We start from the raw sequence: 24385 nt of genomic DNA, 5'->3' as shown, positions 1-24385 counted from the left end.
AGGTTAATTTCCTGTAATAAAAGCAATAATGCCTTTTTTAACTATCATCTCTTCATACTTCGCTGTTCTTAATATGGCATCTTCAAAACCTTCTGATGAAGCAGATTTAGTTTTATATACAGCATTTGAGACTATATTTCCATTCTTACCTGTTGCTTTAATCAGTGTCGTTCTTAGAGCAAAGGTAAGTTTATCAAACTTCTCATTTGTAGATGGATACTTTTTCATCTTCGCTTTGGTAGTGATGTTAATTAGAACATTATAGTTTGTATCACTAAAAGTTGCATTTTGAGAACTAAGTTCCGAACGGATTAGAGATGCTAAAGGCTTTGAGTTTTTATCTGATTTTATTTTAAATACAAGCTCATCTTTTGCTTTTCTTATCTCTTTTGTGTAGTTCAAATATCGTTTCGTGTATTTACTATCATCATAGTTACTCTTTAGTGCATGTAAAAGAGGGAAAAAATTGTCTGTCTCTTTTAGGTAGTTTTCTATAGTAACTGAAATTTTTAATTTTTCAAAAACACCAGCTTCTAAATAGACTTCCCACTCAGCTTTTAGTTTATTATCTACTTTATCAAGTTTTCTCTCATAAGTAGCAATTAAAATATCTCTATCAACTTCAACTAAAACTATCCATTGTTTACTGTCATTATGACTCTTTTGCACTTTAACATCTGAGTACTCAATGTTTTTACTTTGGCTTAGAACTTCATTTTTTGTAGTAGATAAAATATCTTCATCACCACTATATCTGCTTGCGGTAACTGAACTACTAAAGTTAGATGCTACGTCAACAGATATTCTTGCACTGATAGTTGCTAAAGCATCACTCTTCGCATCTCGAAGTGTATCGCCATATCCTACGGCATAGAAATATTTGCTCGTATCTGAAGGCGGGTTATTAAACCATCCACTTGCCTCGCTTTTCTCTGCAGATGGTGAGACAGAAGCCCCACATGCGCTAAAAAAAGCAAGTGTTGTAAAAATTAAAAGTGTTTTTATATACATAAGTATCCTTATTTTTTATTTTTTTGCTTCTTTTGAAGCACTCTCTTGTTCTACTTTTACTTTATGCGCCTCTAAAATAATAGTTGTAAAATCTTCATATTTTTGGGCTAAAGCACTCTGCTTACTGGAATAATATGTCCCTATTAATATATTTGGCAGTAGTTGTGCAGAATTTTTTACAAGTAGTTCAACTCTTTTGTTGTACTTTGATTGTAGATTTGCAGGAACATTAGCTTTGCCGATAGCTAAACTCTCAAGCTCTTTTTTGAAATTATTAAAAATATTACTAGATGCAAGATTTCCTGCTGCTAGAATAAAAGATGAATATGCCTCAGCAGCACCGACTTGAATCTCATCTGAGACAATATTTATATTTTTAGCTAGTTTTACATAGTTTTCATCATCTATATTGATATCACTCTCTAAAGCTATAAGCGTTTGGTCAAGTAAACTAAAATATATTGCTTCTTTCTCATCAGCAAAAGATTCTGCTTCTGAAATTCTTGCTTCAAGAACTGCTATCTTTTTTTTGAGAGAATTCTTAGCGTTTCTAGAACTGCCTTTTTCTAACTCAGTCTGCAACTCACCTTTTTGAGATTTAATAGATGCAACTTCTGCAAATCCATCTAACATATCATCTCTGGCTACACTTAAATCTTTTTGCATATTTGTTGGAGCCAAAGAAACTACAGCCTCACCAATATTTTTATAAACATCACCACTGACAGCTTCTATATCTTTAATCTTGCCATCTTTAAACTCTAAAAAATCATCCATCGAAATACTGATTCTAAATATATTTGGCCAATTCGCTCTATCTCTGCCATAGAGAACTATAATTTTTTGCATAGCTCTTTTTGCTAAAGGCTTTACTGTTTGATTTAGAGCCATCGCAGTAAGGCTTGAGTAATCACCAAGCATATTCATGCTGGCACTATTGCCAAGCTTTTTTCTTTGAATAAGCTCTGTGTAGTGTGCCGTAGCATAGTATGGTTCTTTCATCAGTGCATTAATAATAAACTTATCCTCTCTATCATTAATATCTGCGGCTATTAAAGCCGGCCACTGTGCATCTGCAGATATTGGCATCTTAAATGCCATGATATTATTTTCACGTACAATTGTCATACCGATAGCCACCCGATTAGCCTGATTTTCAAGTGAAGGTACTTCCATTTGTGATTGCAGCCCCTCCATCATTGTGCTGCATCCACTCAGGCTAAATGCCGCAAAACATACTAGAGCAATATTTGATATTAAACTTTTTATTTTACTCATACACTTCCCTAGTATCTATTTATATTCACTATCAGAACTACCTGTCATTGAGTTTCTGTCATTTCTTAGTGCTTGATTAGCTTTGTCTTGGAGCTTAGTTTTACTCAAAAGAAAGTAAAAGTTATCAAATCTAGCCTTGGCACTTACAACTAATTCATCGTCGATTCCACCTAACTCCATCGCTTTTTCATAATTTTTTTCTGCATATTTTAAAAGTTTCAAATCTTCATTTACACTTGCTTCGGCTTCATAAAGAATGGCTAAATCATAGTAGTAATTCATATCTTTTTCACCTTTATACTTTGTCATAAGTTTTATAGCACCTCTATAATTTTTTCGTTTTGCATATGAAACTACATGTGTCAGCTCTTGTGGCAAAGATTTAAATTCTCGAAGTTGATTAGTTTTAAGTGGGGAAATATCTGAAATAAAATATTTTACTACTTTACTTACGGCTGAAGATGCCAACTCATTTTCACTTGGGAGTCTACTTTTGTCACTTGACTGGCGATCTTTTCTGTCACTATATATCTTAACTAAGAACTCATCACTTGAGCGTGATAGAGTAAATGTCACCTCTAAAGCAAGTGAAACTTTATTTCCTACATTTGTATATTCATAGTGTGAGATCTTCATACTAAGAGCAACACCTTTTTCATCACCAAGAGGGTCAATAGTTACAAAGTTAGTCTCAGTAAATTTTGCTTTTACACTGTCTATTAGCATAGACTCTAACTTAGCATTACTATTTTTTGCCCCTTTGACGTTCGGGTTTAACCATACCGCCAAATAGGTGCCATCAGATATAAACTCATCTTTTGTCTCTATTTTGGAAAGCTTTGCAGCTTCTTTTGGTGCTGTATATGAAGGTATAACTATTTTAGCTCCACTACCACAACCGCTAAAGAGCATAACAATGCTCCAAGTTATAAAAAATAAGATTGTTTCTCTCATATCGACTCCATTTAAAAGTTTAAAATAGTTTAATTAAAAAATAGTTAACTTTGCATTAATTTAGTAATTTTTTTTTAATAACTGCTAAGGATGTAATCTCTTTCTTCTCTATTTTTAAAATAAGACCTTCATATTTTTTTGAATCTTTTAAAGCTAAAACTATCATGAGTTTTTTTAATGATTTTGAATTTTGAATTTTTTCTTTAAACGAAGCTTCTTTTGCATCTTTGTTTTTCTCTCTTTTAAAATTTAACTTTGCAAAAAGATATCCCGCTATAAAGGTTAAGATATAGTATAAAAATGTATAATTAAACTCAAATCCTTTTTCCTCAGCATCTAATAACTCTTCTTTTTTATAAGCTTTTTCAACTTCTACATTCACTGCATCTATCGTCATCTCTTTGATTTTTTGCTCCTTTAAATCAAAGTACTCTATGCTTACCTTAGGAATCTTAAAATCTTTTTCGCCAACAAATGCAAACTTTTGGCTCCAACTCCCTTTATAACCATCTTTTGTAAGTGTTATATTCTCTATAGTTTTTTGTGAAAATATCTTAACCCCATCAATATTAAATGTTATAGGTTTTATAGCTCTAAAATCTCCTACACCTTCTATCTTTATTTCAAGATGGTAAGGCTCGTAAGCTTTTAGTTTTTGTTCATCTTTTTTAACTTTGAGTATAAATTCACCGACCAACTCATTGCTACTTTCTTTCACATCAACACTTATGACTTCTTGTTTGATAACTTTTTGAGAAAACTCTTCATAATCAGAATTGTCACGACCAAGTACTGTATTTTGTATAGAGTCTTTGTTTGTCTTTTTCATTGTTGTCTCAAAAACAAACTTATGAACACCAGCATGTTTTACAAAAGCAACAAATTCAAATGTATTTATTTTTTTACCATCTTGTATTTTTTCAGTTTCACTAAGAATTTCAACACTGTACTCATCGTTATCTACAACTGGGTTAAACTCTATTACATAAAGGCCTGTTGCATCACTATACTCACAAACATACTTTAGGTATATTGCCTCATTTGTCATAGCTGTTGATTTATTTGCTGTAGCACTCCATTTATACGTAGATGCGATTAGATTCAAATTTAAAAAGATTAATATTAAAATCACTCTACCAAGGTTGTTTCTCATTAACTCCCCTTTTATTAATTAGCTCATACTGCTTTGAACTTAGCTTTGCTTTGCCTGAGTTTAAATCTACTTTTGCCTCAGACTTGGTTTTTTTACCGCCATCATCTGCACCGCTGCTTGCACTTGCACTGACTTTCATGTTTGAGCTTCCTCCCTCTTTTTTCTTTTTACCAGACTGCTCTTTTTTAGCGATTGAAGATTTTTTAGCACTTTTTTGTTTACCGGTACTCATTTGCTTTTGCTCTTTAACATCTTTTATGTGGTGTAAATTTTCATCTGCCTCTTTTGAATACTCAAGAGTAAGTGATTTCAAGTAAGCATCTCTTGCTTTTTTAAACTCTTTTAGTCTAACCAAAGAATTACCCATATTATAATAGACAATAGATTTAAACTCTGCATCTGCTGATTTTACTCTCTCATAAGTATGTAAAGCTTTTTCGTACTCCCCACTTTTATAGTAAAAACTCGCCTTTTTAAACTCCAAGCGGTTCTCATCTTCAAAGTAGTCTAAGATATTTGCATCTAAACTTACTCCAAATAGAAGTAAAAAAGCTAAAACATAGCGTTTTAGAGTTGTTACACTTACTAAAAATGAGATAATAGCTAAGACTATAAGATAGTAAAAAAGTTCAAGATTTCTAATAACAGTAGTTTTAGATTTTTTATCATCTGTTTTTTGTGCATCTAAGGCATCTGTGAGATTATCTAAACTTTTTGTATAGACTCCGCCAGTAGCATCTGAGAGTGCTTTTATAGCACTGTTTTCTCTGCTTACGACTATATCGTTGGTTTCATCTTTTAAGAGTTTACCATTATCAAGCAAGAGAGTTCCGCCCATCTTAGTTGCAAGCATAAGAATATTGACAACTAGAGAGTTATCTTTTGCAAATTTTGCTTCATCTTCGTAACTCACTTCATCTGCGCCATCACTTAAGATGACAACACTTAAGCTTTTCGATCTTGACATCTTTCTTGCTAACTTTAAAGCCGGCATAAGACTGCTGCCTTTTGTGATGATAAGCTTTTCATCAAGTGAGTTAAATAGATGCTCTAGTAGCTCACTATCTTCTGTCATGGGAGATAAGACAATAGCATTTGTTGTAAACCCAAGTATGCCAAACCTACTCTTTTGCTCACTCTTGATAAGCTCTTTTAGAATCTCTTTTGCTTTTGCTAGTCTTGTTGGTTTAATGTCACTTGCTTGCATGGAATAAGAGAGATCAACTGCTATGACTACATCACTTAACACTTGTTCACTTTGTATGGGTTCTTGTTCTATAACTGGTCGTGTCAGAGCTAAAACTATAAATACAAATGTCACTATGTATCCTAGGGAGACTACCCTCAAACCTCTAAAATCTTTTTTTATAAATCCAGCAACTAAGAAAAGCAGTAACCAAAAATACTCAGGATATAAAAAACTCATTTTCTAAGCTCCCTGTATAGTAAAAAAAGAAGCAATCCAGATGCCAAAAGTAAAAAAATCTGGTAAAAGTACTCTTTTAAAATATACTCTCTACTCTTGATTTTTGAAGACTCCAACTTGTCTATTTCCTCATATACCTTTTTCAACTCTTTTGCAGAAGTTGCGTTAAAAAACTCACCTTCACTCTCTTTAGCTATTTTTTCTAAGAGAGCCGCATCAGCTTCGCCTTTGTTACCCATGGCAATTGTATATATTTTTATATTTTTAGCTTTTGAGAGCTTTGTAGCATCTTTTGGCGATATGCTTCCACTATTATGTTCTCCATCACTTAGTAGTATAATAACTTTTGTTTTTGCCTTAGAGTGCTTAAAAGCACGTACACTCATTGATATTGCCTCACCTATTGCCGTGTTTTGTCCAGCCATCCCTTGTGACATGTAACCTAACATCTGAGTTACTATCTCTTTTTCATAAGTTATAGGCGATGCTATAAACGCAAAATCCCCGTACAAAACTATACCAACATTATCACTGACTCTTTTTTGTATAAACTCTGTTGCTATAATTTTTGTTATCTCAAATCTGCTTAGTCTTTCTCCATCACTTACTTCATCTTCAAAATCAAATCCAGATGAATTCATAGACCCACTGGCATCTATAGCTATAACTATATCTTTACCATGTCTATTATGTGGACTTAACTTATCTATGGCTATTGGAGAAGCTAGTGCAATACAAAGAAAGATAAATGTTAAAACCTTTATAATCCACTCTATATTCAAAAAATTCTTTTTAGCAGACAAGAACTGAAGATGCACAAAATAAACTGGTTTCATATACTCTTTACATCTATATAAACAATAAATTATAGGTATAAGTAAAAAAATTAAAAAAGGATATTCAAAACTATAATAATTCATTGCTACATTCTACCAAAAATAATGTTTTATATGCGTAATTACTACAAATTAAAAAAGATTTTGAAATTCTATGTGAAATATCTTGACATCTAAAACCTATTTGTCTATAATTTCGACCTCTTAAGAATAAGAGAAATAAGTCTTGTTAGCTCAGCTGGTAGAGCACGTCACTTTTAATGATGTGGCCGATGGTTCGAATCCATCACAGGACACCATTTTTACAATTAGTTGGCCCCGTCGTCTAGCGGTTAGGATCCATGGTTTTCATCCATGTTACAGGAGTTCAATTCTCCTCGGGGTCACCAACTTTTCTTACAAAAAACTTCAAAAAATATTTTTATTATTAACACTAATTTTTATTCATTTATTTTTATTTTTAAATAATATTTATCATGTATAATTAATCTACTAAAATTTCAATAGGTGTCTGTCATGAAAGTGGATTTTTATGCAAAAAACATACTAATAGTAGATGACAATCAAATAAATATTGTAGTTCTTAAAAATCTTCTTGAAGAAGAAAACTATACTTCTATTATCAGTGCAACATCAGCATTAGAGGCTTATGATATATTAAAAAACAATAATATTGACATGATTCTATTGGATGTTATAATGCCACATATAGATGGGATTAAAGCATGCAAAACTATCCGCCAAAATCCAGATTACAATCATATACCGATTATCATGGTTACAGCAGATATTACAGATGAAACTCTTGCAAAAAGTTTTAAAGCCGGAGCAAATGATTACATAAATAAACCTGTTAACATCACTAACTTAAAAGTTAGAATAGAGAGTCAGTTTATGAATATTCATAAAGATGCTTTGATATTAAATCAAAACAGACTCCTTGCTGTTAATGAAACTGTTCAGATGCTTGCACATCAATGGAGACAACCACTCTCTACTATTAGTATAATAACAATGGGCATATCTATTGCCTATGAGTTTGATAAACTAACATTGGAACATCTAAATAAATCATTAGACAACATTAATAATGCAGTACAAGAGCTCTCGCTAACACTAGATGAATTTCGTCAAATATCTGACATTGAAAAGTCTGCTTCGCTAAACAATATAAACGATACAATAAACAAAAGTATACTTCTTACCCAAGGTAGATTTGAATCAAACAATATCAAACTTTATACAGATTTGCAGAATCAAGAAGATATATTATATTTTCCAAATGAATTAATTAAGATTCTAATTAGCATCTATACAAATTCTATTGAAGCTTTTACAAGAATTCCTACTAAGACAAAGAAATCTATCAAAGTATCTTCAAAGCAAAATAATACTTTTAGCTACATAAAAATTGTTGATAATGCTGGTGGAATACAAGAGAATATAATAAGTAGAATCTTTGATCCTTATGTTAGTACAAAAGAGAAAAAGAATGCTGTAGGCTTAGGCTTGTATAATGCTTTTCACATACTAAAAGGATCAATGAATGCTAGCTTAAAAGTCACATCTAAAGGTTCTAAAACATCAGTTACTATAAAACTGCCAACCTCTAAATACAAGGAAAAGATTAAGACATACCCCAAGATAGTAAGAACTACATATTTAAACTATAATTTATAGGGACATGAAGTATTAATTCTTCACTTGGTATTGGAAACTTTCCTGAGAGATCTTCTATAGTCTTTACAGCAGCACGGCTTAGTATTTCACTTTTAGAAGAGATTACCTCTATAGAGTGAACTACAGCATTCTTAGATAGTGTAAACTTCACTATAACCTCTCCAGAGATACCTCTTTTTCTAGCTCTTCTTGGATAGTAAAGATTATCTTGAAGAAGTTTAACTATCTTAGCTATATTTTCTTGAATATATTCTTGTTCTAATCGCGCTTGTTTAGTAGCTGGATTTTCTACATATATATCTTCTTTTATTATCTCTTTTTGCACTACTTCTATATCTTCACAATACTTTTCTTCAACTATTGTTTCTTCTTTTACCTCAGGTACCTCAACAGTAACTTCCTTAACAATTTCTATTTTTTTCACAATTGGTTTTGGTTTTTCTTCTGGTTTAGGTTGCGGTTTTTTCAGAGGTTTTACTACTGGTTTTTCAACAATAACATCACATAGTTGAACACATATTTTATCTTTACTATCTACTTTGTAAGTAGATGGCAAATTTTCCCATGTAAAAAGAAGTATAAGTAGCAAAACTCCATGAAACACTAAAGAAAAAAGAAATGAACTGCTGTGTCTAATCATAAGCATGATACTAACTTATTATGTGTTAGATAAGGATTAATTCCTTTAGTGTTAATAGTTAAATAGCTCTTTTGAATTCTGGATACGCTTCAACACCACACTCGTTGACATCCATACCTTCAACTTGAGCATCATCTTCAGCTCTAAATTTTATAATTTTATTGATGAGAAATATAACAACAAAAGATACACTAAATGCAAAAACAGCTACTACTACAACACCTTTTAGTTGTGCCATAAACGAAACGCTATCTACGAAAATCCCAACTGCTAAAGTTCCCCAAATACCGTTAACAAGGTGAACAGAGAGAGCACCAACAGGATCATCAAGTTCTAGCTTATCAAAAAGAGGAACCGCAAAAACAACTAAAGCCCCACCAATGGCACCAATCAAAATAGGTGTATACATGTCATACAGATCAGGTCCGGCAGTAACAGCTACAAGCCCGCCTAAAGCACCATTTAAAATCATGGTAATATCAAATAGTTTGTATCTAACATACATAAGTATTCCAGCAATTAGCGCACCGGCAAGTCCGGCTGTATTTGTATTCATTATGGTTTTTGCAACTAAGTTTGCATTCTCAACACTAGAGATTGAACCAACAGAGCCACCATTAAACCCAAACCAACCTATCCATAATAAAAACGCGCCTAAAACAACTAGAGGAATATTTGATGCAGGGATTACTCTGATTTTGCCATTTACATAACGACCTTTACGAGAACCCATAATCATAATTGCCGCCAAAAGAGCCCAACCGCCTGTTGAGTGAATAACCGTAGAGCCTGCCAAATCATACATATCAAGGTCAAGGAAAGTCCCTGCAATCATATCAGCACCCCAACTTACGTTTACAACTGTTGGGTAGATAAAAGCACCCATAATAACAGCAAATATTGCTAAAGGAAATATACGAACACGTTCACTGACACCACCACTCATAATGTTGATAGTTTTACCTACGAATGCCATTTGAAACATAAATGCAGCCCAGATGCTCATAGAGTTGTTTTCCCAAGAGCCAAATGCCAATGAGTAACCAATAAGTAAAAATGCAATAGATGCAACTGCGTAGATCATAACGTTGATAGTTAGAACGGAGGTGACATTTTTGGTACGAACAAGGCCTGCTTCAAGCATAGCAAAACCAGGAACCATAAAGATTATAAGCACCATTGCAAATAGTGCGAAGAAAGTATCGATGATGTATTTAAAATCAGCTTCTAACATATAATATACCCCTTTGAAATATTAAAGGGGCAATTATAGCTTAAAAAAAGTGCAGTTTTTTTTTAAACTGATTAAAATTTAATCAGTTTAGGAGAGTTGTTACTTCTGTATGTAAATTATACAGCTTCTGTATCAGTCTCACCAGTACGAATACGGATAATTTGTTCTATATCACTAACAAAAATCTTACCGTCACCAATTTTTCCTGTTCTAGCAGCTTCAACAATAGTGCTAGTTACTTGCTCAACACTTTCATCATTCACTACCATCTCCATTTTGATTTTTGGTAAGAAATCTACAACATACTCAGCACCACGATAAAGCTCACTGTGACCTTTTTGACGACCATAACCTTTAACTTCACTAACAGTCATACCGGTAATCCCAATTTCTGCCAATGCGTCTTTAACATCTTCTAATTTAAATGGTTTTATAACCGCTTCTACTCTTTTCATAATTGTTTCTCCAATTTAATTTTAGCATTTTAGCTATTTTTATACTTTTAAGCAAACCGTTATAGATTTAACACCTTTTCACCATGAACTGTTTCATCAAGACCACGTGCTTCAGTCTCTTCATCAACTCTACCACCACCAGTGATTGCAGAAGCAATAAAGAATACTATCGCTGTAACAATACCACTATATACTATTGTTAATCCAATAGCACTAAACTGAGCTACTAACTGTGAACCCATATTGTAGTTTTCAGGCATTGCATAATCAGCTATAAAGATTGCAGTTGCAACTGAACCCCAAATACCAACAAGACCATGAATCCAAAATGCGTCTAAAGAATCATCAACTTTGAACATAGTTTTAAGTTTAGCAACACCATAGAAACCTAAAGCACCACCAATCAGACCGATAATAATTGCACCTTCAACACCAGCAGAACCAGAAGCAGGAGTAATTGCAACAAGACCGGCAATAGCACCAGAAGCACCACCGACTAGAGTAGCTTTTTTATACACTAACCACTCAACAGCTATCCAACCGATAACACCTAATGATGCAGCAACATTTGTTACAAGAAAAGCAGATGCAGCAGTACCATCAGCAGCAACTTCACTACCTGCATTAAAACCGAACCAACCGAACCATAGTAAAGCAGCACCAAGAACAACTAACACAGGAGAAAAAGGTTTGATTGCAGCTTTACCGTAATCTTTTCTACGTCCTAAAATCATAGCAACAACAAAACCAGCAACACCAGCATTTAAGTGAACAACAGTACCACCGGCAAAATCCATCTCACCAAAGTTTAATGTAGTAGAATTACCACTCCAAGCCCAGTGTGTAATAGGAGCATAAACAGCAACTACCCATAGTGCAACAAATATCATAAATGTAGAAAATTTAACTCTCTCAATCATAGAACCACTAGCAATTGCAACAGCAATAGCAGCAAAAGTTCCTTGAAATGCAACAAATAAAAGCTCAGGAATGGTACCGCTTAATGTATCTGAAGTGATTCCAGATAACATAACTTTACCACTACCTATTAAGTCACCATCACCAAATGCGATTGAGTAACCTACTATAACCCATACTAAAGTACCTACTGCGTAAGCACCTAAACTCATACCTATAGTATTAAGCACATTCTTACTACGAGTAAGTCCACCGTAAAAAAGTGCTAACCCCGCAGGTGTCATTAACATTACAAAAGCCGTAGCAACTAACATCCAAGCAGTATCACCGCTATTTAATGTATCTTCTGCGAATACCAATGTTGGTAACGCTAATAGAGCAAGAAACAATATCTTCATCATTTATCCTTATAGTTTATATGCACAAATTATACAAGTTAACTAGAAAGTATTAATCAAATAATTGATTAATTTTTAATCAGTTCTATAATTAATAAATAATTTTATAGAGATTAAACTTTCAGATCCTTTTCCCAGAAAAACTCTATCCACTTAGTAGCCTCTTTTACACTGAAGTCTGGTTGAATTAATGCTGTCTTTTTATAAAAAATTGTTGCAAGTTTAAACTCTACATGTGGAAACTGTTTTTTTAATAGCTTTAATATCTCAACCATAGTTTCACCACTATCTACAATATCATCCAAAATTAGAACTTTAGATGCTTTTGATAAGTCTGGAATATTAAATATATCAAATGTATCAAGCTTTTGCGTTCCCTCATAGTGAATAGAGTTTAAAGAATAAACTTTTCTAGTGTTTAATGCTTCTCCCATAAAATGACTCAAAGTTAAACCGCCTCTAGCAGCACCTAACAATACATCCGCATTAAACTCTCTACTTAAGTTTATTAACTCCGCAGTATCTTGAATAAACTCTTCATAAGAGTAATAATATTTTTCCATTATCTTTCTATCCTTGTAAAATAAATACTAGTAAACTAATAACAGTAATTGAAATAATTCCAATATTTAAATCAGCAAACTCTTTTTTTGCTAATTTAATTAGAGTATATATAATGAAACCAGATGCAATTCCAATTGTAATTGAGTATGTTAAAGGCATCACTAAAACTATAAAAAATGTACCAGCACTAGTTGCAAAATCTATCTCTTTAAAGTTAATTTTACCAAGTTCTGTAAACATCAACACTCCAACAACTACAAGTATCGGATATATAGCATTTGAAGGAATAGAACTAAATAAAGGAAGCATAAAAAGTGTACTAACAAAAAACATGGCAGTAAATACTGCTGTAAGTCCTGTTCTACCACCAACTTCTACACCACTGGCACTCTCAATAAAACTTGTAGTAGTAGAAACACCGAGCAAGCTTCCACCTACTGTTGCGATTGCATCTGCTTCTAGTGTTTTTTGTAAGCTCTTATCATCTTTGTTTTTATCATCTTGAAATAAGTTTGCACGTGCACCTACTCCTGTTAAAGTACCTAAAGTATCAAACATATCTGTAACTAAAAAAGTTATTACAACAGGAAATAGACTTAAAGTAATTGCATTTACAATATCAAGTTTCATTAGAATTGGTTCTATAGATGCAGGAGCACTTATAATAGCTGTTGGAAATTCACCTATTCCAATAACCCAACCTAAGATAGAAGTTATTCCTATAGAGAGGATAAATGCACCTTTCATCTTGTAGGCATAAAACATAAAAGATAAAACAAGTCCTGCTACTCCCAATAAAACATTTGCATCTGAGAAATCTCCAAGCTTTACCAATGTTGCTTCACTTCCCACAATCATTCCCATCTGTTTCAAACCAATAAAGGCTATAAATGTACCAATTCCAGCACTGATTGCTCTTCTAAGGTTTAAAGGAATAGAAGTCATTATCCATATTCTAAAATTTGTAAAAGATAAAAAAACAAAGATAATACCTGATAAGAATACAATACCAAGTGCAGTTTCCCAAGGTATTTTCATCCCTAAAACAAGTCCATATGAGAAATAAGCATTAAGCCCCATACCAACACTCATTGCAATAGGAGTATTTGACCATATACCACTAAATAGAGTGGCGAGTATTGTAATAATTGCCGTCGCAGTAATAACAGCTTCCATAGGGAGTCCAGCGTCTGCAAGGATAAAACCATTTACAGGAACAATATACATCATTGTTAAAAAAGTTGTGAAGCCTGCTGTAAATTCTGTCTTAATATTCGTATTATGTTTTTTTAGTTTAAAGTAATCCAAACATTTTCCTCTGATAATTCTCTTCTTAATGCAAAATATTATCCTAGTTAATAAAATTACAACTTAAAAAAAATAAATTGTTAGAGCAAATCTTAAGGGACAATAAGATAAACTAAGGCGATTTTATTTTTAAAGATTAGGTGTTTTATATGAGCGATTTGCTAAACAACGACGAAATACAAACTATCAACATAGAAGAGACTCTTCAAAACAGTTACCTAGATTACTCTATGAGTGTAATCGTAGGTCGTGCCTTACCAGATGTTCGTGACGGTCTTAAACCAGTTCACAGAAGAATTTTATACGCTATGGACAAACTAAACCTTTCACACGGTGCAAAGTTTAAAAAGTCTGCTCGTATAGTCGGGGATGTAATTGGTCAGTACCATCCACATGGTGACACTGCTGTATATGATGCGCTAGTTCGTATGGCTCAAGACTTCTCAATGAGAATGCAACTTGTTGACGGTCAAGGAAACTTCGGTTCTGTTGATGGTGACTCTGCAGCGGCTATGAGATATACAGAAGCACGTATGACTAAATATGCTGGTGAACTTCTAAAAGACTTAGAGAAAAACACTGTAAATATGATAGATAACTACGATGGTACTACAAAAGAGCCAGACGTAATGCCTACTCGTGTTCCTAACCTTCTAATTAATGGTTCTTCTGGTATTGCTGTTGGTATGGCAACAAATATTCCTCCTCACAACCCTAGAGAGGTTTTAACTGGATTAAAAGCACTTTTGGCAAACCCTGATCTCTCTTTAATCGAGCTAATGGAACATATCAAAGCACCAGACTTTCCAACTGGTGGTACAATTTTTGGTAAAAAAGGAATTATGGATGCTTATGAGACTGGTCGTGGTCGTATTAAGGTTCGTGCCAAAACTCATATTGAGCAAAAGACCAAAAAAGAGGTTATCGTAATTGATGAACTTCCTTACCAAGTAAATAAAGCTCGTCTTATTGAAAATATTGCCAACTTAGTAAAAGACAAGATGATTGATGGTGTTTCTGAGGTTCGTGACGAATCAGACCGTGATGGTATGAGAGTAGTAATAGAGCTAAAAAGAGATGCAATGAGCGAAATCGTTCTTAACAATCTTTTCAAGCAAACAAGTATGCAGACTACGTTCGGTATTATCATGCTATCTATATTAAATCAAGAACCTAGAATCTTTGGTATCATAACTATATTAAAGCATTTTATTAATCACCGTAAAACTATCATCATTCGTCGTACTATATTTGATCTTGAAAAAGCAAAAGCTAGAGCGCATATCTTAGAAGGTCTCAAAAAAGCTCTTGATATTATTGATAAAATTATTAAAGTAATCAAAGCAAGTAAAAATATAGAAGATGCTCGTGATAACTTAGTTTCAGAGTTTGACTTCTCTCAAATACAAGCGCAAAGCATTGTTGATATGCGTCTTGGTAAACTTACAGGTTTAGAGCGTGAGAAAATTGAGAATGAATTACTTGAGCTAATGGAACTAATCGAGTATTTAGAGTCAATTCTAAAAAGTGAAGAGATTCTTCACGGTATCATAGATGAAGAATTTGATGAAGTTCTGCTTACTTATGGTTCAAACGAGAGAAGAACGGACATAGAAGATGATTATGATGATATCGATATTGAAGACCTAATTCCTAATGAACCGATGGTTGTTACAATTACTCACAGAGGTTATATCAAAAGAGTTCCTCTAACTTTATATGAAAAACAAAAACGTGGTGGTAAAGGTAAAACTGCAGTTACCACTTACGAAGATGACTTTATAGAAAGATTCTTTACTTGTAATACTCATGATACTCTTCTATTTGTAACTGACCGTGGTCAACTACACTGGTTAAAAGTTTATAAGATTCCTGAAGGAAGTAGAATCGCTAAAGGTAAAGCGGTTGTTAATCTTCTTAACCTTATGGCTGATGAGAGAATCCGTTCAATTATCCCAACAACAGACTTTAGTGAAGACAAAGGTTTAGTATTTTTTACTCAAAAAGGTGTTGTTAAACGTACTAACCTAAGTGAATTCTCTAACATAAGAAGCAATGGTGTAAGAGCTATCGTTCTTGATGAAGATGATGCACTAATTACTGCAAAAATAGCAGATCAGTCTGTAAAATATCTGTTTATTGTTACCAAGTTAGCTCAATGTATTAAATTTGATATTGAAAAGACTCGTGAACAAGGGCGTAGTACTCGTGGTGTTAGAGGTATCAAGTTTAAACATCCTGAAGATGAAGTAATCGATGCAAATATCATCGCAAATGATGAACAAGAAATTTTAATAATAGCTGAAAAAGGTATCGGTAAAAGAACAGATGCCGGTGAATACCGCTTAACTAACCGTGGTGGTTCTGGTGTTATTGCTATGAAAATGAGTGCTAAAACTGGTAAATATGTTGTGGGTTGCTTAATGGTAGACGAGACTATGGACATGATGGCTCTAACAAAAGCTGGCAAGATGATTAGAGTAGATATGCAAACTATCTCTAAATCAAGCAGAAATACATCAGGTGTATATATTGTAAAAGGTGATGATGTTGCAAGTGTTTCGCGTTGTCCTAAACATCCTGAAGAGGAAGATGAAGATATCGTTCCTTCAATAATATAAAAATTGGCATAATACTTGCTTATTGAGTTTAACTATAATAAAAGGCACACTATGATGTGCCTCATTACAAGGGACTAATCATGAAATACACTCTAATTTTAGTAGCACTACTTAGCACTTCTTTATTAGTAGCACAAGTTTCTCAAGCACCTCAAACAATTGGAAGTTTTGATAAACTAGATACACTTGAAACACAGGTATCAGATATTGATACACAGATGAATTCTTTAGAGGGAAAAGTCTCTTCTATTGAAGAAAAAGTTTCTTCTACAAATCAAAAAGTTTCTTCTATTGAAGAAAAAGTTTCTGGTGTTGACACTAAGATATCTTCAGTTGAGAGTAAACTTTCTTCTATGAAGTCAAATATGACTGTTATGAAAAACATGAATGATATAGTTGCACCGGGAGAAGAAGCCGTACTAAGCAAAACTACAAATCTTCGTATCAATGTGATAGGTCAAGGTGTAGCACCGATGAATACAGCTTCTCCTGCTCAAGCTTATGCACTTGCTAAAAGAGCTGCTACTGCAGACGCATATAGACTAATAGCAGAAAAAGTTATGGGTGTTCGCGTAGAAGGTCAAGATACTATCAAAAATATGATGGTTAAAAGATCAACTGTTCATACCTCAGTAAAAGCAATGGTTAGAAATGCTGATATTATTGAAACAACTTTTAAAGAGGGTTTATGCGAAGTAGAAATGGAAATCATTCTTTTACACGCACAGTTCTAATATTTCTTCTTAGCTCTTTAGCATTAGATGCTAAAGAGTATCTAATCTCTTACCGTTATGTCGTAAAAGATGCTATTCTCTACAACGAATCTCTTTCTATCTCTTCGTCAATGACAAAATGCTTAGGAAAACCTCTCCAAGCACTGACTTTTACCAGTTATGGGAATGAAAATTTAAAGCAAAATATATCAGAAAACTCCGAATTATTTGTAGATTATATTCATAAACTAGGGCTCCAAGTAGAACATAAAGGAATAACCAATAACTTCCAAAATAAATCTACTACTATCCTCACACTAAAGACAACATGTTTCAAAGTCGATTTTAATGATAATTTAGTTAGAATTGCACCTTTAAAATAGGGCTCAAATAGGAAATTTATTGAAAATTGCAATAGTTGAAGACGATATTAATATGAGAAAATCTCTTGAAATTGCTATGAGTGATTATAAAGAGTTTGAAATCATCACATTCAAAAATGCAGTAGATGCTCTTAAAAAGCTTGACAGCACTTTTGAACTTATTATTACAGACATTAACATGCCAAAGATGGATGGTATTGAGTTTGTAAAAGAGTTAAACGGTAAGTATGAAGTCATTATTATGACTGGAAATGCTACGCTTACTCGTGCAATAGAGTCTATTCAACTTGGTGTGAAAGACTTTTTACTCAAGCCTTTTGATGTAGACACTCTAGTTGCTGCTATTAAAAGAGAAGATCAAATACAACAAGTACAGAAGTCTGTCCCTAAAACTAAGACAAACACAAGTGGTTTTCTAGGAACTTCTAAAGCACTAGAGAGTATAATAAATATAGCAGACAAAGCATGTAAAACAGATGCAAGTATTCTTCTGCTTGGTCAGAGCGGTGTTGGTAAAGAAGTTTTTGCTTCATATATACATAAAAACTCACCAAGGGCTAAAAAGCCTTTTGTAGCCATCAATATGGCAGCAATTCCGGAAAACCTTATAGAGAGTGAACTCTTCGGGTTCGAAAAAGGTGCTTTTACAGATGCAGCAGAAGCTAAGGCTGGTCAGTTTGAACTTGCTAACGGTGGAACACTATTTTTAGATGAAATAGGTGAAATGCCTTATGCTGTTCAGGCAAAACTTCTTCGTGCTCTTCAAGAAAAAGAAGTAAGACGTCTTGGTTCAGCAAAATCTATAAAGATTGACATACGTGTTGTATCAGCAACAAATGCAAACTTAACAGACAAAATAAAAAATGGAGAATTTAGAGAAGATTTATACTATCGTTTAAATACTATACCTCTGAACATCCCACCTTTAAACAAAAGAAAAGATGAGATAATGCAAATTGCAGATGCCATGATGGAGATAAACTGTAACAAATATGAGTTTGAACTTAAAACATTTAGTCCAGATGCACAAGAACAACTTTTATCATACAACTGGCCTGGAAATATAAGAGAACTTATCTCAGTTGTTGAGAGAGCCGTTATACTAAGTGAATCCCAAGAGATAACCGCAGATGAACTTTTTTTACAAAATAAAATACAATAAATAGGAAAAAATATGTCAAGAAAATACAATGTAGCAGTAGTTGGAGCAAATGGAGCAGTCGGAGAAGAGATTTTAACAATTTTACAAGAGATAGATTTTCCACTCAACAAACTAGTTTTACTTGCAAGTTCAAGAAGTGCCGGTTCAAGAATAGAATTTAATAACCAAGAAATAGTTATAAAAGAGTTAACAAATGATATTTTTAAAGAAGAAGAGATTGAAATAGCACTTTTCTCAGCTGGTGGAAGCGTTAGTGCAGAATTTGCTCCTTCAGCTGTGGAAGCTGGAGCAGTTGTAATAGATAATACTTCTCACTTTAGAATGGACGCAAATGTTCCTTTAGTTGTTCCTGAAGTAAATCCTGAAGATATTGCTAAATGGCAAGACACTGGTATAATTGCTAACCCTAACTGCTCTACTATCCAAATGGTTCAAGTGCTAAAACCACTAGATGAAGCTTATGGCTTAATAAGAGTAGATGCAAGTACTTATCAAGCTACTTCTGGCGGTGGAAAAACAGCGATGGAAGAGTTAGTTACTCAGATGCAAGACTTCTTTGCATTTAAGCTAAGCGATTCAGAACATAAAGCTTTTCCACATCAAATAGCTCTAAATGTAATCCCTCAGATTGATGTATTTATGGAAAATGGATATACAAAAGAAGAGATGAAAATGGTTAACGAAACTAGTAAGATTATGCACAAAGAGATTCCTCTAAGTGCTACTTGTGTTCGTGTTCCTACTCTTCGTGGTCACGCAGAATCTTTAACATTGACTTTTGCTTGTGACGTAGATGCTTCTGAAGCTAGAATAATTTTAGAAAATGCTCCAAACATTGTTGTAGTTGATAACCCTGCTGAGTCTCTTTACCCTATGCCTGCAACTTGTGTAGATATGAATGAAACTTTTGTTGGTCGTATAAGAAATGATAACTACGCTAAAAATATGCTTCACTTGTTTGTAGTTGCTGACAACCTAAGAGTTGGTGCTGCTACAAATGCTGTACGTATTGCTCAAAAATGGGTAGAAATGCAAGGAGAAAAATAATATGTTAGAAAGAATATTTGAAAAAGCATTATGGAACTCAAGATTCATAGTTATTTTAGCCGTTATATTTGGATTGATTGGAGCAGTAGTACTTTTTTTAGTTGCTAGTATTGATATTTTCGTTACTGCAAAGTATGTTATAAACACTTATTTAACAGGTGCTCATCCCGATAAATTCCATCAAGATGTAATGGGCGGAATTATCGGTGCAGTTGACCTTTACCTAATAGGTGTAGTAATGCTACTTTTTGCATTTGGTTTATATGAACTTTTCATATCAGAGATAGATGCAGCCAAAGAATCAGATCATGATGAAACACAACTTTTAGCAATTCATTCACTTGACCAACTAAAGGATAAAATCTCTAAAGTAATAGTAATGGTTCTAGTAGTTGGATTCTTTCAAAAAGTAGGATATACACAGTATAATGGTGCATTAGATATGCTATATCTTGCGCTTTCAATTACAGCCGTAGCGGTTGGGCTATATTTTTTAGGAAAAGTAGGAAAAAAGTAACAATTTCAACATAACATAAAGTAATATCACATAGAATAAGAGAATTAAAAAGGATTAGAATGAGTAAAATATTTGTAGATGCATGTTTTGGTAAAGAAACTCCGTACACCCCAGTTTGGATGATGAGACAAGCAGGTCGTTATTTACCAGAGTATATGGCTGTTCGTGCAGAGGCTGGAAACTTTTTAAACCTTTGTCATGACCCTAAAAAAGCTTGTGAAGTAACACTTCAACCAATCGACATCGTAGGGGTAGATGCTGCTATTTTATTTAGTGACATCCTAGTTATACCAGATGAAATGGGTATGGACTTAGAATTTATCAAAGGTTTTGGACCAAAGTTCAACGACCCTATAAGAGACGAGGCTGACGTAGATAGACTTATCGGTGGCGAAGAGGCTGCATCTAAACTTACTTATGTTTATGAGACTATTGAACTTATCAAACAAGAGTTAGATAAAAGAGGTGGGGAAACTGCACTTATCGGTTTTACAGGTGCTCCATGGACTCTTGCTACATATATGATAGAAGGCGAAGGTACAAAAACTTACAACCTATGTAAAAAAATGATGTACTCAAACCCTGCTCTTCTTCACAAGATACTTGCAAAAGTAACCCAAGTTGTAAAACTATATATGGAAAAACAAATCCAAGCTGGTATTGATGTAGTTCAGATTTTTGACTCATGGGCAGCTGCAATTGAGCCAGGTAAATATGATGAATTTTCTTGGAAATACATGGTGGAAATTGCTGATTATTTAAAAGGTAAATATCCACATATTCCAATCATTATGTTCCCTAAAGGCATCCCTGCATTTTTAGACAAAGTATATGGAAATTTTGAGGTATTTGGTGTAGACTGGTCAACTCCTATGGCACTTGCAAAAGAGAAACTCGGAGACAAATATGTTCTTCAAGGCAATATGGAGCCTTGCCGTCTTTACTCTAAAGAAGCTACAACAGAGTGTGTAGAAGTTATTCAAAACACTATGCAAGGTAAACGTCATATCTTTAACCTAGGTCATGGAATCCTTCCTGATGTACCAGTAGAAAATGCTATACACTTTGTAAAAGAGTGCCAAAGAGTTAGTAAAGTATAGTACCTATCCTCGCTACATAGATGAGTTCTAAACGAATCTATTTTATATTAGTGTGAGGCAAAAGTGTGCAGGAGCTACTAGTAGCTTCAAATACTTTTAACGAAGCAATAAGGTGAAATATATTCGCCCTTCGGGTAAAAGATAAGCTATCATCTAGCATCGTTAAATCTTTTTGAATTAATCAATTAGTTCTGCAACGATTTGCCTTGTAGCTAATAGCTTATCTTTTATTTATAATTCAACAATGTAGCAAGGATTGGTACTAATGAATACAATTTTTGGTCCTATAAACTCAAGAAGATTTGGTTCTTCTTTGGGTGTTGACCTATCCCCTGCCCTTAAGCAGTGTAACTTCGACTGCCTATACTGTGAACTTGCCCCGACTGCAACCGTAGATGCACAGACCAACACCGTAACAGTTGAACAAATTATAAATGATTTAAAACCTCACCTGAATAACAAGATAGATGTCATAACCCTAACTGCAAATGGTGAACCTACTCTCTACCCGCATCTGAGTGAACTTATAGATGAGATAGATAAGATAAAAAACACTACCGAGACTCTTATACTTACAAACAGTACTACCCTCGTAGATGAAAAAATATTTAACACACTTCTAAAACTAGACCAAGTCAAACTTTCTCTTGATGCCATAAGTGATGATGTCTTTAAAAAAATAGACAGACCTCATACAAATATACAAGTAGATAAAGTCGTAAAAAGAGTTCAAGAGTTTAGCAAAGTCTATAAAGGTAAGCTCTTTATAGAGATACTATTTGTACATGGCTTAAATGACACAGAACAAGAGATAGCAAAACTAAATGAAGCTCTTTTAGACATAGATGCTTCTCGTGTAGATTTAGGCACTATAGATAGACCTCCAGCATACCCTGTGATGGGAATCAGCTATAAAGAGCTACATGAGGCCTCACTAATGTTTGATAGCTCTATACCTATTCATATAGCTTCTAGAGTTCATGCAGAGCCAAACAACTCTCTTTACAGTGAAGAAGATATACTAAACACTCTGGATAAAAGACCGTTAACTATGGACGATATAAATCTACTTTTTGATGAAGTTAGTAAAAAGAGACTTGAAAAACTCTTAAAAGAGAAAAGAGTAGTAAAAAGAACAGTTGGAAATCTAGAGTTTTTGCTACCAGATACCAATATTAAAAGAAAACGCAAAAAGTAGCCCAAAAAGCTTGACTTTTGCGTGTCTGTTAAGTATAATTTCGGCTCAATAAATAATCCGGATTAGCTCAGCGGTAGAGTAGGTGACTGTTAATCACTTGGTCGCTGGTTCGAATCCAGCATCCGGAGCCATTACTTATTGAATCTTACTAAAATATTCCGGATTAGCTCAGCGGTAGAGTAGGTGACTGTTAATCACTTGGTCGCTGGTTCGAATCCAGCATCCGGAGCCATACACTTCAATCAATCAAATCAAAAACCCTATTTTATTAGTAATTCTTCTCTTGTAATTCTTCATAATTATTGATATTATCAGTACTTAAATCATAATATTTAAATTCACAATATATCCCACTATCTTTAAATAAATCGAAATTATTAATTTTCTCAACATCAAGAGTTTGATACGTTTTGGATAATAGAACAAAGTCATCACCAAAAATTCGAAAGATTCGAAAATCAGAAAACTCTTTCTGCAGATAAGCTGCAAAATCGTACAAAAATTTATCACCACCTCTCCAGCCATATTTATTATTGAAGGATGTAAAATTTCTTAAATAAAGTATATTTAAACATGAAAAACTTTTTTTATCTGCATTTCTTTGTAAGATAAAATTTAAGTAGTATTGATTATATACATTTGTTAATGTATCCTTAAAAAAGTAGGTAAAACGCTCTTCATCAATATATGAATGCGGTTCTTGTTTAAGAATTTCATCAAAGTTAACCTCTTTAAAAACCTTAATGGCGCTTTTGAGAATCTGAGGGTCAAACCATGTACCGCTAAGCTCGTTTAACTCTTCAATAGCATCTCCAACACTTTTTTTTGTTTTATATATTCTACATGTTGTCATCGCATCAAAAGCGTCGGCAATCATCATAATACGCGAATAAAAAGGAATTTCTTCTCCCTTAATTCCATTAGGATATCCACTACCATCATAATGTTCATGATGTGCATGGACAATTTTTGCAAGTTCATGATACATTGGAACTTTAGATAAAATTTTATAGCCTGTTAGCACATGAGCTTGAACTAAAGAGCACTCTTGTTGCGTAAGTTTTCCTGGTTTTAATAAAATGCTATCTGGAGTAGTAATCTTTCCAACATCATGTAAGATTCCTGCTTGGTAGATCAATTGACACTCTTCTTGAGACATCCCAATCTCTTTTGCAATATCTCTTGAGTAGCTAGCCACACGCTTGCTATGACCACCTGTGTAGGTATCACGCTCTTCTATCATCTCAACCAAAGAATATATAGTCTGTTCATAGTTCTCAACCAATTGGTTTTGCAATTCTAATACTGTTCTCGTTCTCTCTTCTACCATAGACTCTAGTTGTGTACTATACATCTTATTTTCACGAAACACCACTATTTTATCAATGGATTGTTCAAGTATTCTTAATATTTGATCAAAATTTATTGGTTTTATAACATAGCCTGTAACTTCGAGCTGAATCGCTTTTGTTAAATTTTCTGCATCTGTATTGGCGGAGATAACTATAATCTCTTGTTTCTTATTTTTTTCACGAATATAACGGATTAGTTCAAGTCCATTCATTTTTGGCATTAAAATATCTGTTATTACAATATCATAAGAATTCTGAAGATATTTTTCCAGTCCTTCTTGCCCATTGTCAGCGATGTCTACATAAGGAAATATTTTACGTAAAAATTTTGAACTACTCTCTCGCAACTCTTTTTCATCTTCAACATATAAAATAGAAAAATTTTTTGTTTTAGCTTTTATAGATTTGATTTGCGCTTCGTTCATTTTTTTCCTTTT

Annotated in this window: 22 protein-coding genes and 4 tRNA genes; 13 read left to right on the top strand and 13 right to left on the bottom strand. The window is 33.5% G+C overall.

Annotated elements, in window-relative coordinates:
• Nucleotides 1–3: 3 nt before the first annotated feature.
• From ACLHDE_RS04285 to ACLHDE_RS04260, 6 genes are read right to left on the bottom strand one after another with little or no spacing between them, the layout of a single operon-like run.
• Nucleotides 4–1011, bottom strand: coding sequence for an LPP20 family lipoprotein (locus ACLHDE_RS04285; RefSeq protein ID WP_415397970.1), 1008 nt, complete (start codon nt 1009–1011; stop codon nt 4–6).
• A gap of 15 nt (nt 1012–1026) precedes the next feature.
• The gene (locus ACLHDE_RS04280; protein ID WP_415397969.1) at nt 1027–2289 is read right to left on the bottom strand and encodes a hypothetical protein; all 1263 of its coding nucleotides are present in this window, start codon (nt 2287–2289) and stop codon (nt 1027–1029) included.
• 15 nt (nt 2290–2304) lie between these two features.
• Nucleotides 2305–3243 carry a hypothetical protein gene (locus tag ACLHDE_RS04275; protein WP_415397968.1) on the bottom strand — a complete coding sequence of 313 codons (939 nt, stop codon included), beginning with the start codon at nt 3241–3243 and terminating at the stop codon, nt 2305–2307.
• 55 nt (nt 3244–3298) lie between these two features.
• Nucleotides 3299–4396 (bottom strand): hypothetical protein, encoded by a 1098-nt coding sequence (locus ACLHDE_RS04270; protein WP_415397967.1) that lies wholly within the window; start codon nt 4394–4396, stop codon nt 3299–3301.
• Complete coding sequence (locus ACLHDE_RS04265; RefSeq protein WP_415397966.1) at nt 4377–5822, bottom strand: VWA domain-containing protein; 1446 nt, start codon at nt 5820–5822, stop codon at nt 4377–4379. The genes ACLHDE_RS04270 and ACLHDE_RS04265 overlap by 20 nt, the downstream gene beginning before the upstream one ends.
• Nucleotides 5819–6658 (bottom strand): VWA domain-containing protein, encoded by an 840-nt coding sequence (locus tag ACLHDE_RS04260; RefSeq protein WP_415397965.1) that lies wholly within the window; start codon nt 6656–6658, stop codon nt 5819–5821. Before ACLHDE_RS04260 ends, ACLHDE_RS04265 begins: the two co-directional genes overlap by 4 nt.
• 223 nt (nt 6659–6881) lie before the next feature.
• Here ACLHDE_RS04260 and ACLHDE_RS04255 point away from each other — a divergent pair.
• From ACLHDE_RS04255 to ACLHDE_RS04245, 3 genes are all read left to right on the top strand, one after another.
• Nucleotides 6882–6957, top strand: a tRNA-Lys gene (locus tag ACLHDE_RS04255).
• A 15-nt stretch (nt 6958–6972) separates the two neighbouring features.
• Nucleotides 6973–7047, top strand: a tRNA-Glu gene (locus ACLHDE_RS04250).
• A gap of 127 nt (nt 7048–7174) precedes the next feature.
• Entirely contained in the window at nt 7175–8338 is a 1164-nt protein-coding gene (locus tag ACLHDE_RS04245) for a response regulator (RefSeq protein WP_415397964.1), read from the top strand.
• On the opposite strand, the gene ACLHDE_RS04240 is transcribed toward ACLHDE_RS04245, so the two are convergent.
• From ACLHDE_RS04240 to ACLHDE_RS04215, 6 genes are all read right to left on the bottom strand, one after another.
• Nucleotides 8313–8978 carry an energy transducer TonB family protein gene (locus tag ACLHDE_RS04240; protein WP_415397963.1) on the bottom strand — a complete coding sequence of 222 codons (666 nt, stop codon included), beginning with the start codon at nt 8976–8978 and terminating at the stop codon, nt 8313–8315. The genes ACLHDE_RS04245 and ACLHDE_RS04240 overlap by 26 nt on opposite strands.
• A 58-nt stretch (nt 8979–9036) precedes the next feature.
• A complete protein-coding gene (locus ACLHDE_RS04235) occupies nt 9037–10212 on the bottom strand; it encodes an ammonium transporter (RefSeq protein WP_415397962.1) in 1176 nt (391 codons plus the stop codon).
• Between the two features lie 116 nt (nt 10213–10328).
• Nucleotides 10329–10667, bottom strand: a complete 339-nt coding sequence (locus ACLHDE_RS04230) for a P-II family nitrogen regulator (RefSeq protein WP_415397961.1) — start codon at nt 10665–10667, stop codon at nt 10329–10331.
• Nucleotides 10668–10726: 59 nt separating this feature from the next.
• On the bottom strand, nt 10727–11983 hold the full coding sequence (locus ACLHDE_RS04225) for an ammonium transporter (RefSeq protein ID WP_415397960.1): 1257 nt from the start codon (nt 11981–11983) through the stop codon (nt 10727–10729).
• Between the two features lie 113 nt (nt 11984–12096).
• A complete protein-coding gene (locus ACLHDE_RS04220) occupies nt 12097–12546 on the bottom strand; it encodes a phosphoribosyltransferase (protein ID WP_415397959.1) in 450 nt (149 codons plus the stop codon).
• 7 nt (nt 12547–12553) lie between these two features.
• On the bottom strand, nt 12554–13855 hold the full coding sequence (locus ACLHDE_RS04215) for an NCS2 family permease (protein ID WP_415397958.1): 1302 nt from the start codon (nt 13853–13855) through the stop codon (nt 12554–12556).
• Nucleotides 13856–14004: 149 nt separating this feature from the next.
• On the opposite strand from ACLHDE_RS04215, the gene gyrA reads away from it, so the two are divergent.
• From gyrA to ACLHDE_RS04165, 10 genes are all read left to right on the top strand, one after another.
• Nucleotides 14005–16476 carry a DNA gyrase subunit A gene (gyrA, locus tag ACLHDE_RS04210; RefSeq protein ID WP_415397957.1) on the top strand — a complete coding sequence of 824 codons (2472 nt, stop codon included), beginning with the start codon at nt 14005–14007 and terminating at the stop codon, nt 16474–16476.
• Nucleotides 16477–16556: 80 nt separating this feature from the next.
• On the top strand, nt 16557–17210 hold the full coding sequence (locus tag ACLHDE_RS04205; protein WP_415397956.1) for a hypothetical protein: 654 nt from the start codon (nt 16557–16559) through the stop codon (nt 17208–17210).
• Nucleotides 17165–17572, top strand: coding sequence for a hypothetical protein (locus ACLHDE_RS04200; protein ID WP_415397955.1), 408 nt, complete (start codon nt 17165–17167; stop codon nt 17570–17572). Before ACLHDE_RS04205 ends, ACLHDE_RS04200 begins: the two co-directional genes overlap by 46 nt.
• 19 nt (nt 17573–17591) lie before the next feature.
• Entirely contained in the window at nt 17592–18734 is a 1143-nt protein-coding gene (locus tag ACLHDE_RS04195; RefSeq protein WP_415397954.1) for a sigma-54-dependent transcriptional regulator, read from the top strand.
• Nucleotides 18735–18746: 12 nt separating this feature from the next.
• Nucleotides 18747–19781: an aspartate-semialdehyde dehydrogenase gene (locus ACLHDE_RS04190; RefSeq protein ID WP_415397953.1), complete on the top strand. Its 1035-nt coding sequence runs from the start codon at nt 18747–18749 to the stop codon at nt 19779–19781.
• Between the two features lies 1 nt (nt 19782).
• On the top strand, nt 19783–20298 hold the full coding sequence (locus tag ACLHDE_RS04185; RefSeq protein ID WP_415397952.1) for a YqhA family protein: 516 nt from the start codon (nt 19783–19785) through the stop codon (nt 20296–20298).
• Nucleotides 20299–20357: 59 nt separating this feature from the next.
• On the top strand, nt 20358–21398 hold the full coding sequence (gene hemE / locus ACLHDE_RS04180) for a uroporphyrinogen decarboxylase (RefSeq protein ID WP_415397951.1): 1041 nt from the start codon (nt 20358–20360) through the stop codon (nt 21396–21398).
• A 265-nt stretch (nt 21399–21663) separates the two neighbouring features.
• Complete coding sequence (locus ACLHDE_RS04175; protein WP_415397950.1) at nt 21664–22596, top strand: radical SAM protein; 933 nt, start codon at nt 21664–21666, stop codon at nt 22594–22596.
• A 56-nt stretch (nt 22597–22652) separates the two neighbouring features.
• Nucleotides 22653–22727: transfer RNA gene (locus tag ACLHDE_RS04170), tRNA-Asn, on the top strand.
• Nucleotides 22728–22753: 26 nt separating this feature from the next.
• Nucleotides 22754–22828 (top strand) — tRNA-Asn (locus tag ACLHDE_RS04165).
• A gap of 36 nt (nt 22829–22864) precedes the next feature.
• Here the strand turns inward: ACLHDE_RS04165 and ACLHDE_RS04160 are convergent.
• Nucleotides 22865–24373: an HD domain-containing phosphohydrolase gene (locus ACLHDE_RS04160; RefSeq protein ID WP_415397949.1), complete on the bottom strand. Its 1509-nt coding sequence runs from the start codon at nt 24371–24373 to the stop codon at nt 22865–22867.
• Nucleotides 24374–24385: the final 12 nt, after the last annotated feature.

Origin of the sequence: Sulfurimonas iocasae (assembly GCF_047716755.1) — a bacterium.
Classification (GTDB): Bacteria; Campylobacterota; Campylobacteria; order Campylobacterales; family Sulfurimonadaceae; genus Sulfurimonas.
This window is presented reverse-complemented; position numbering and strand designations above follow the sequence as displayed.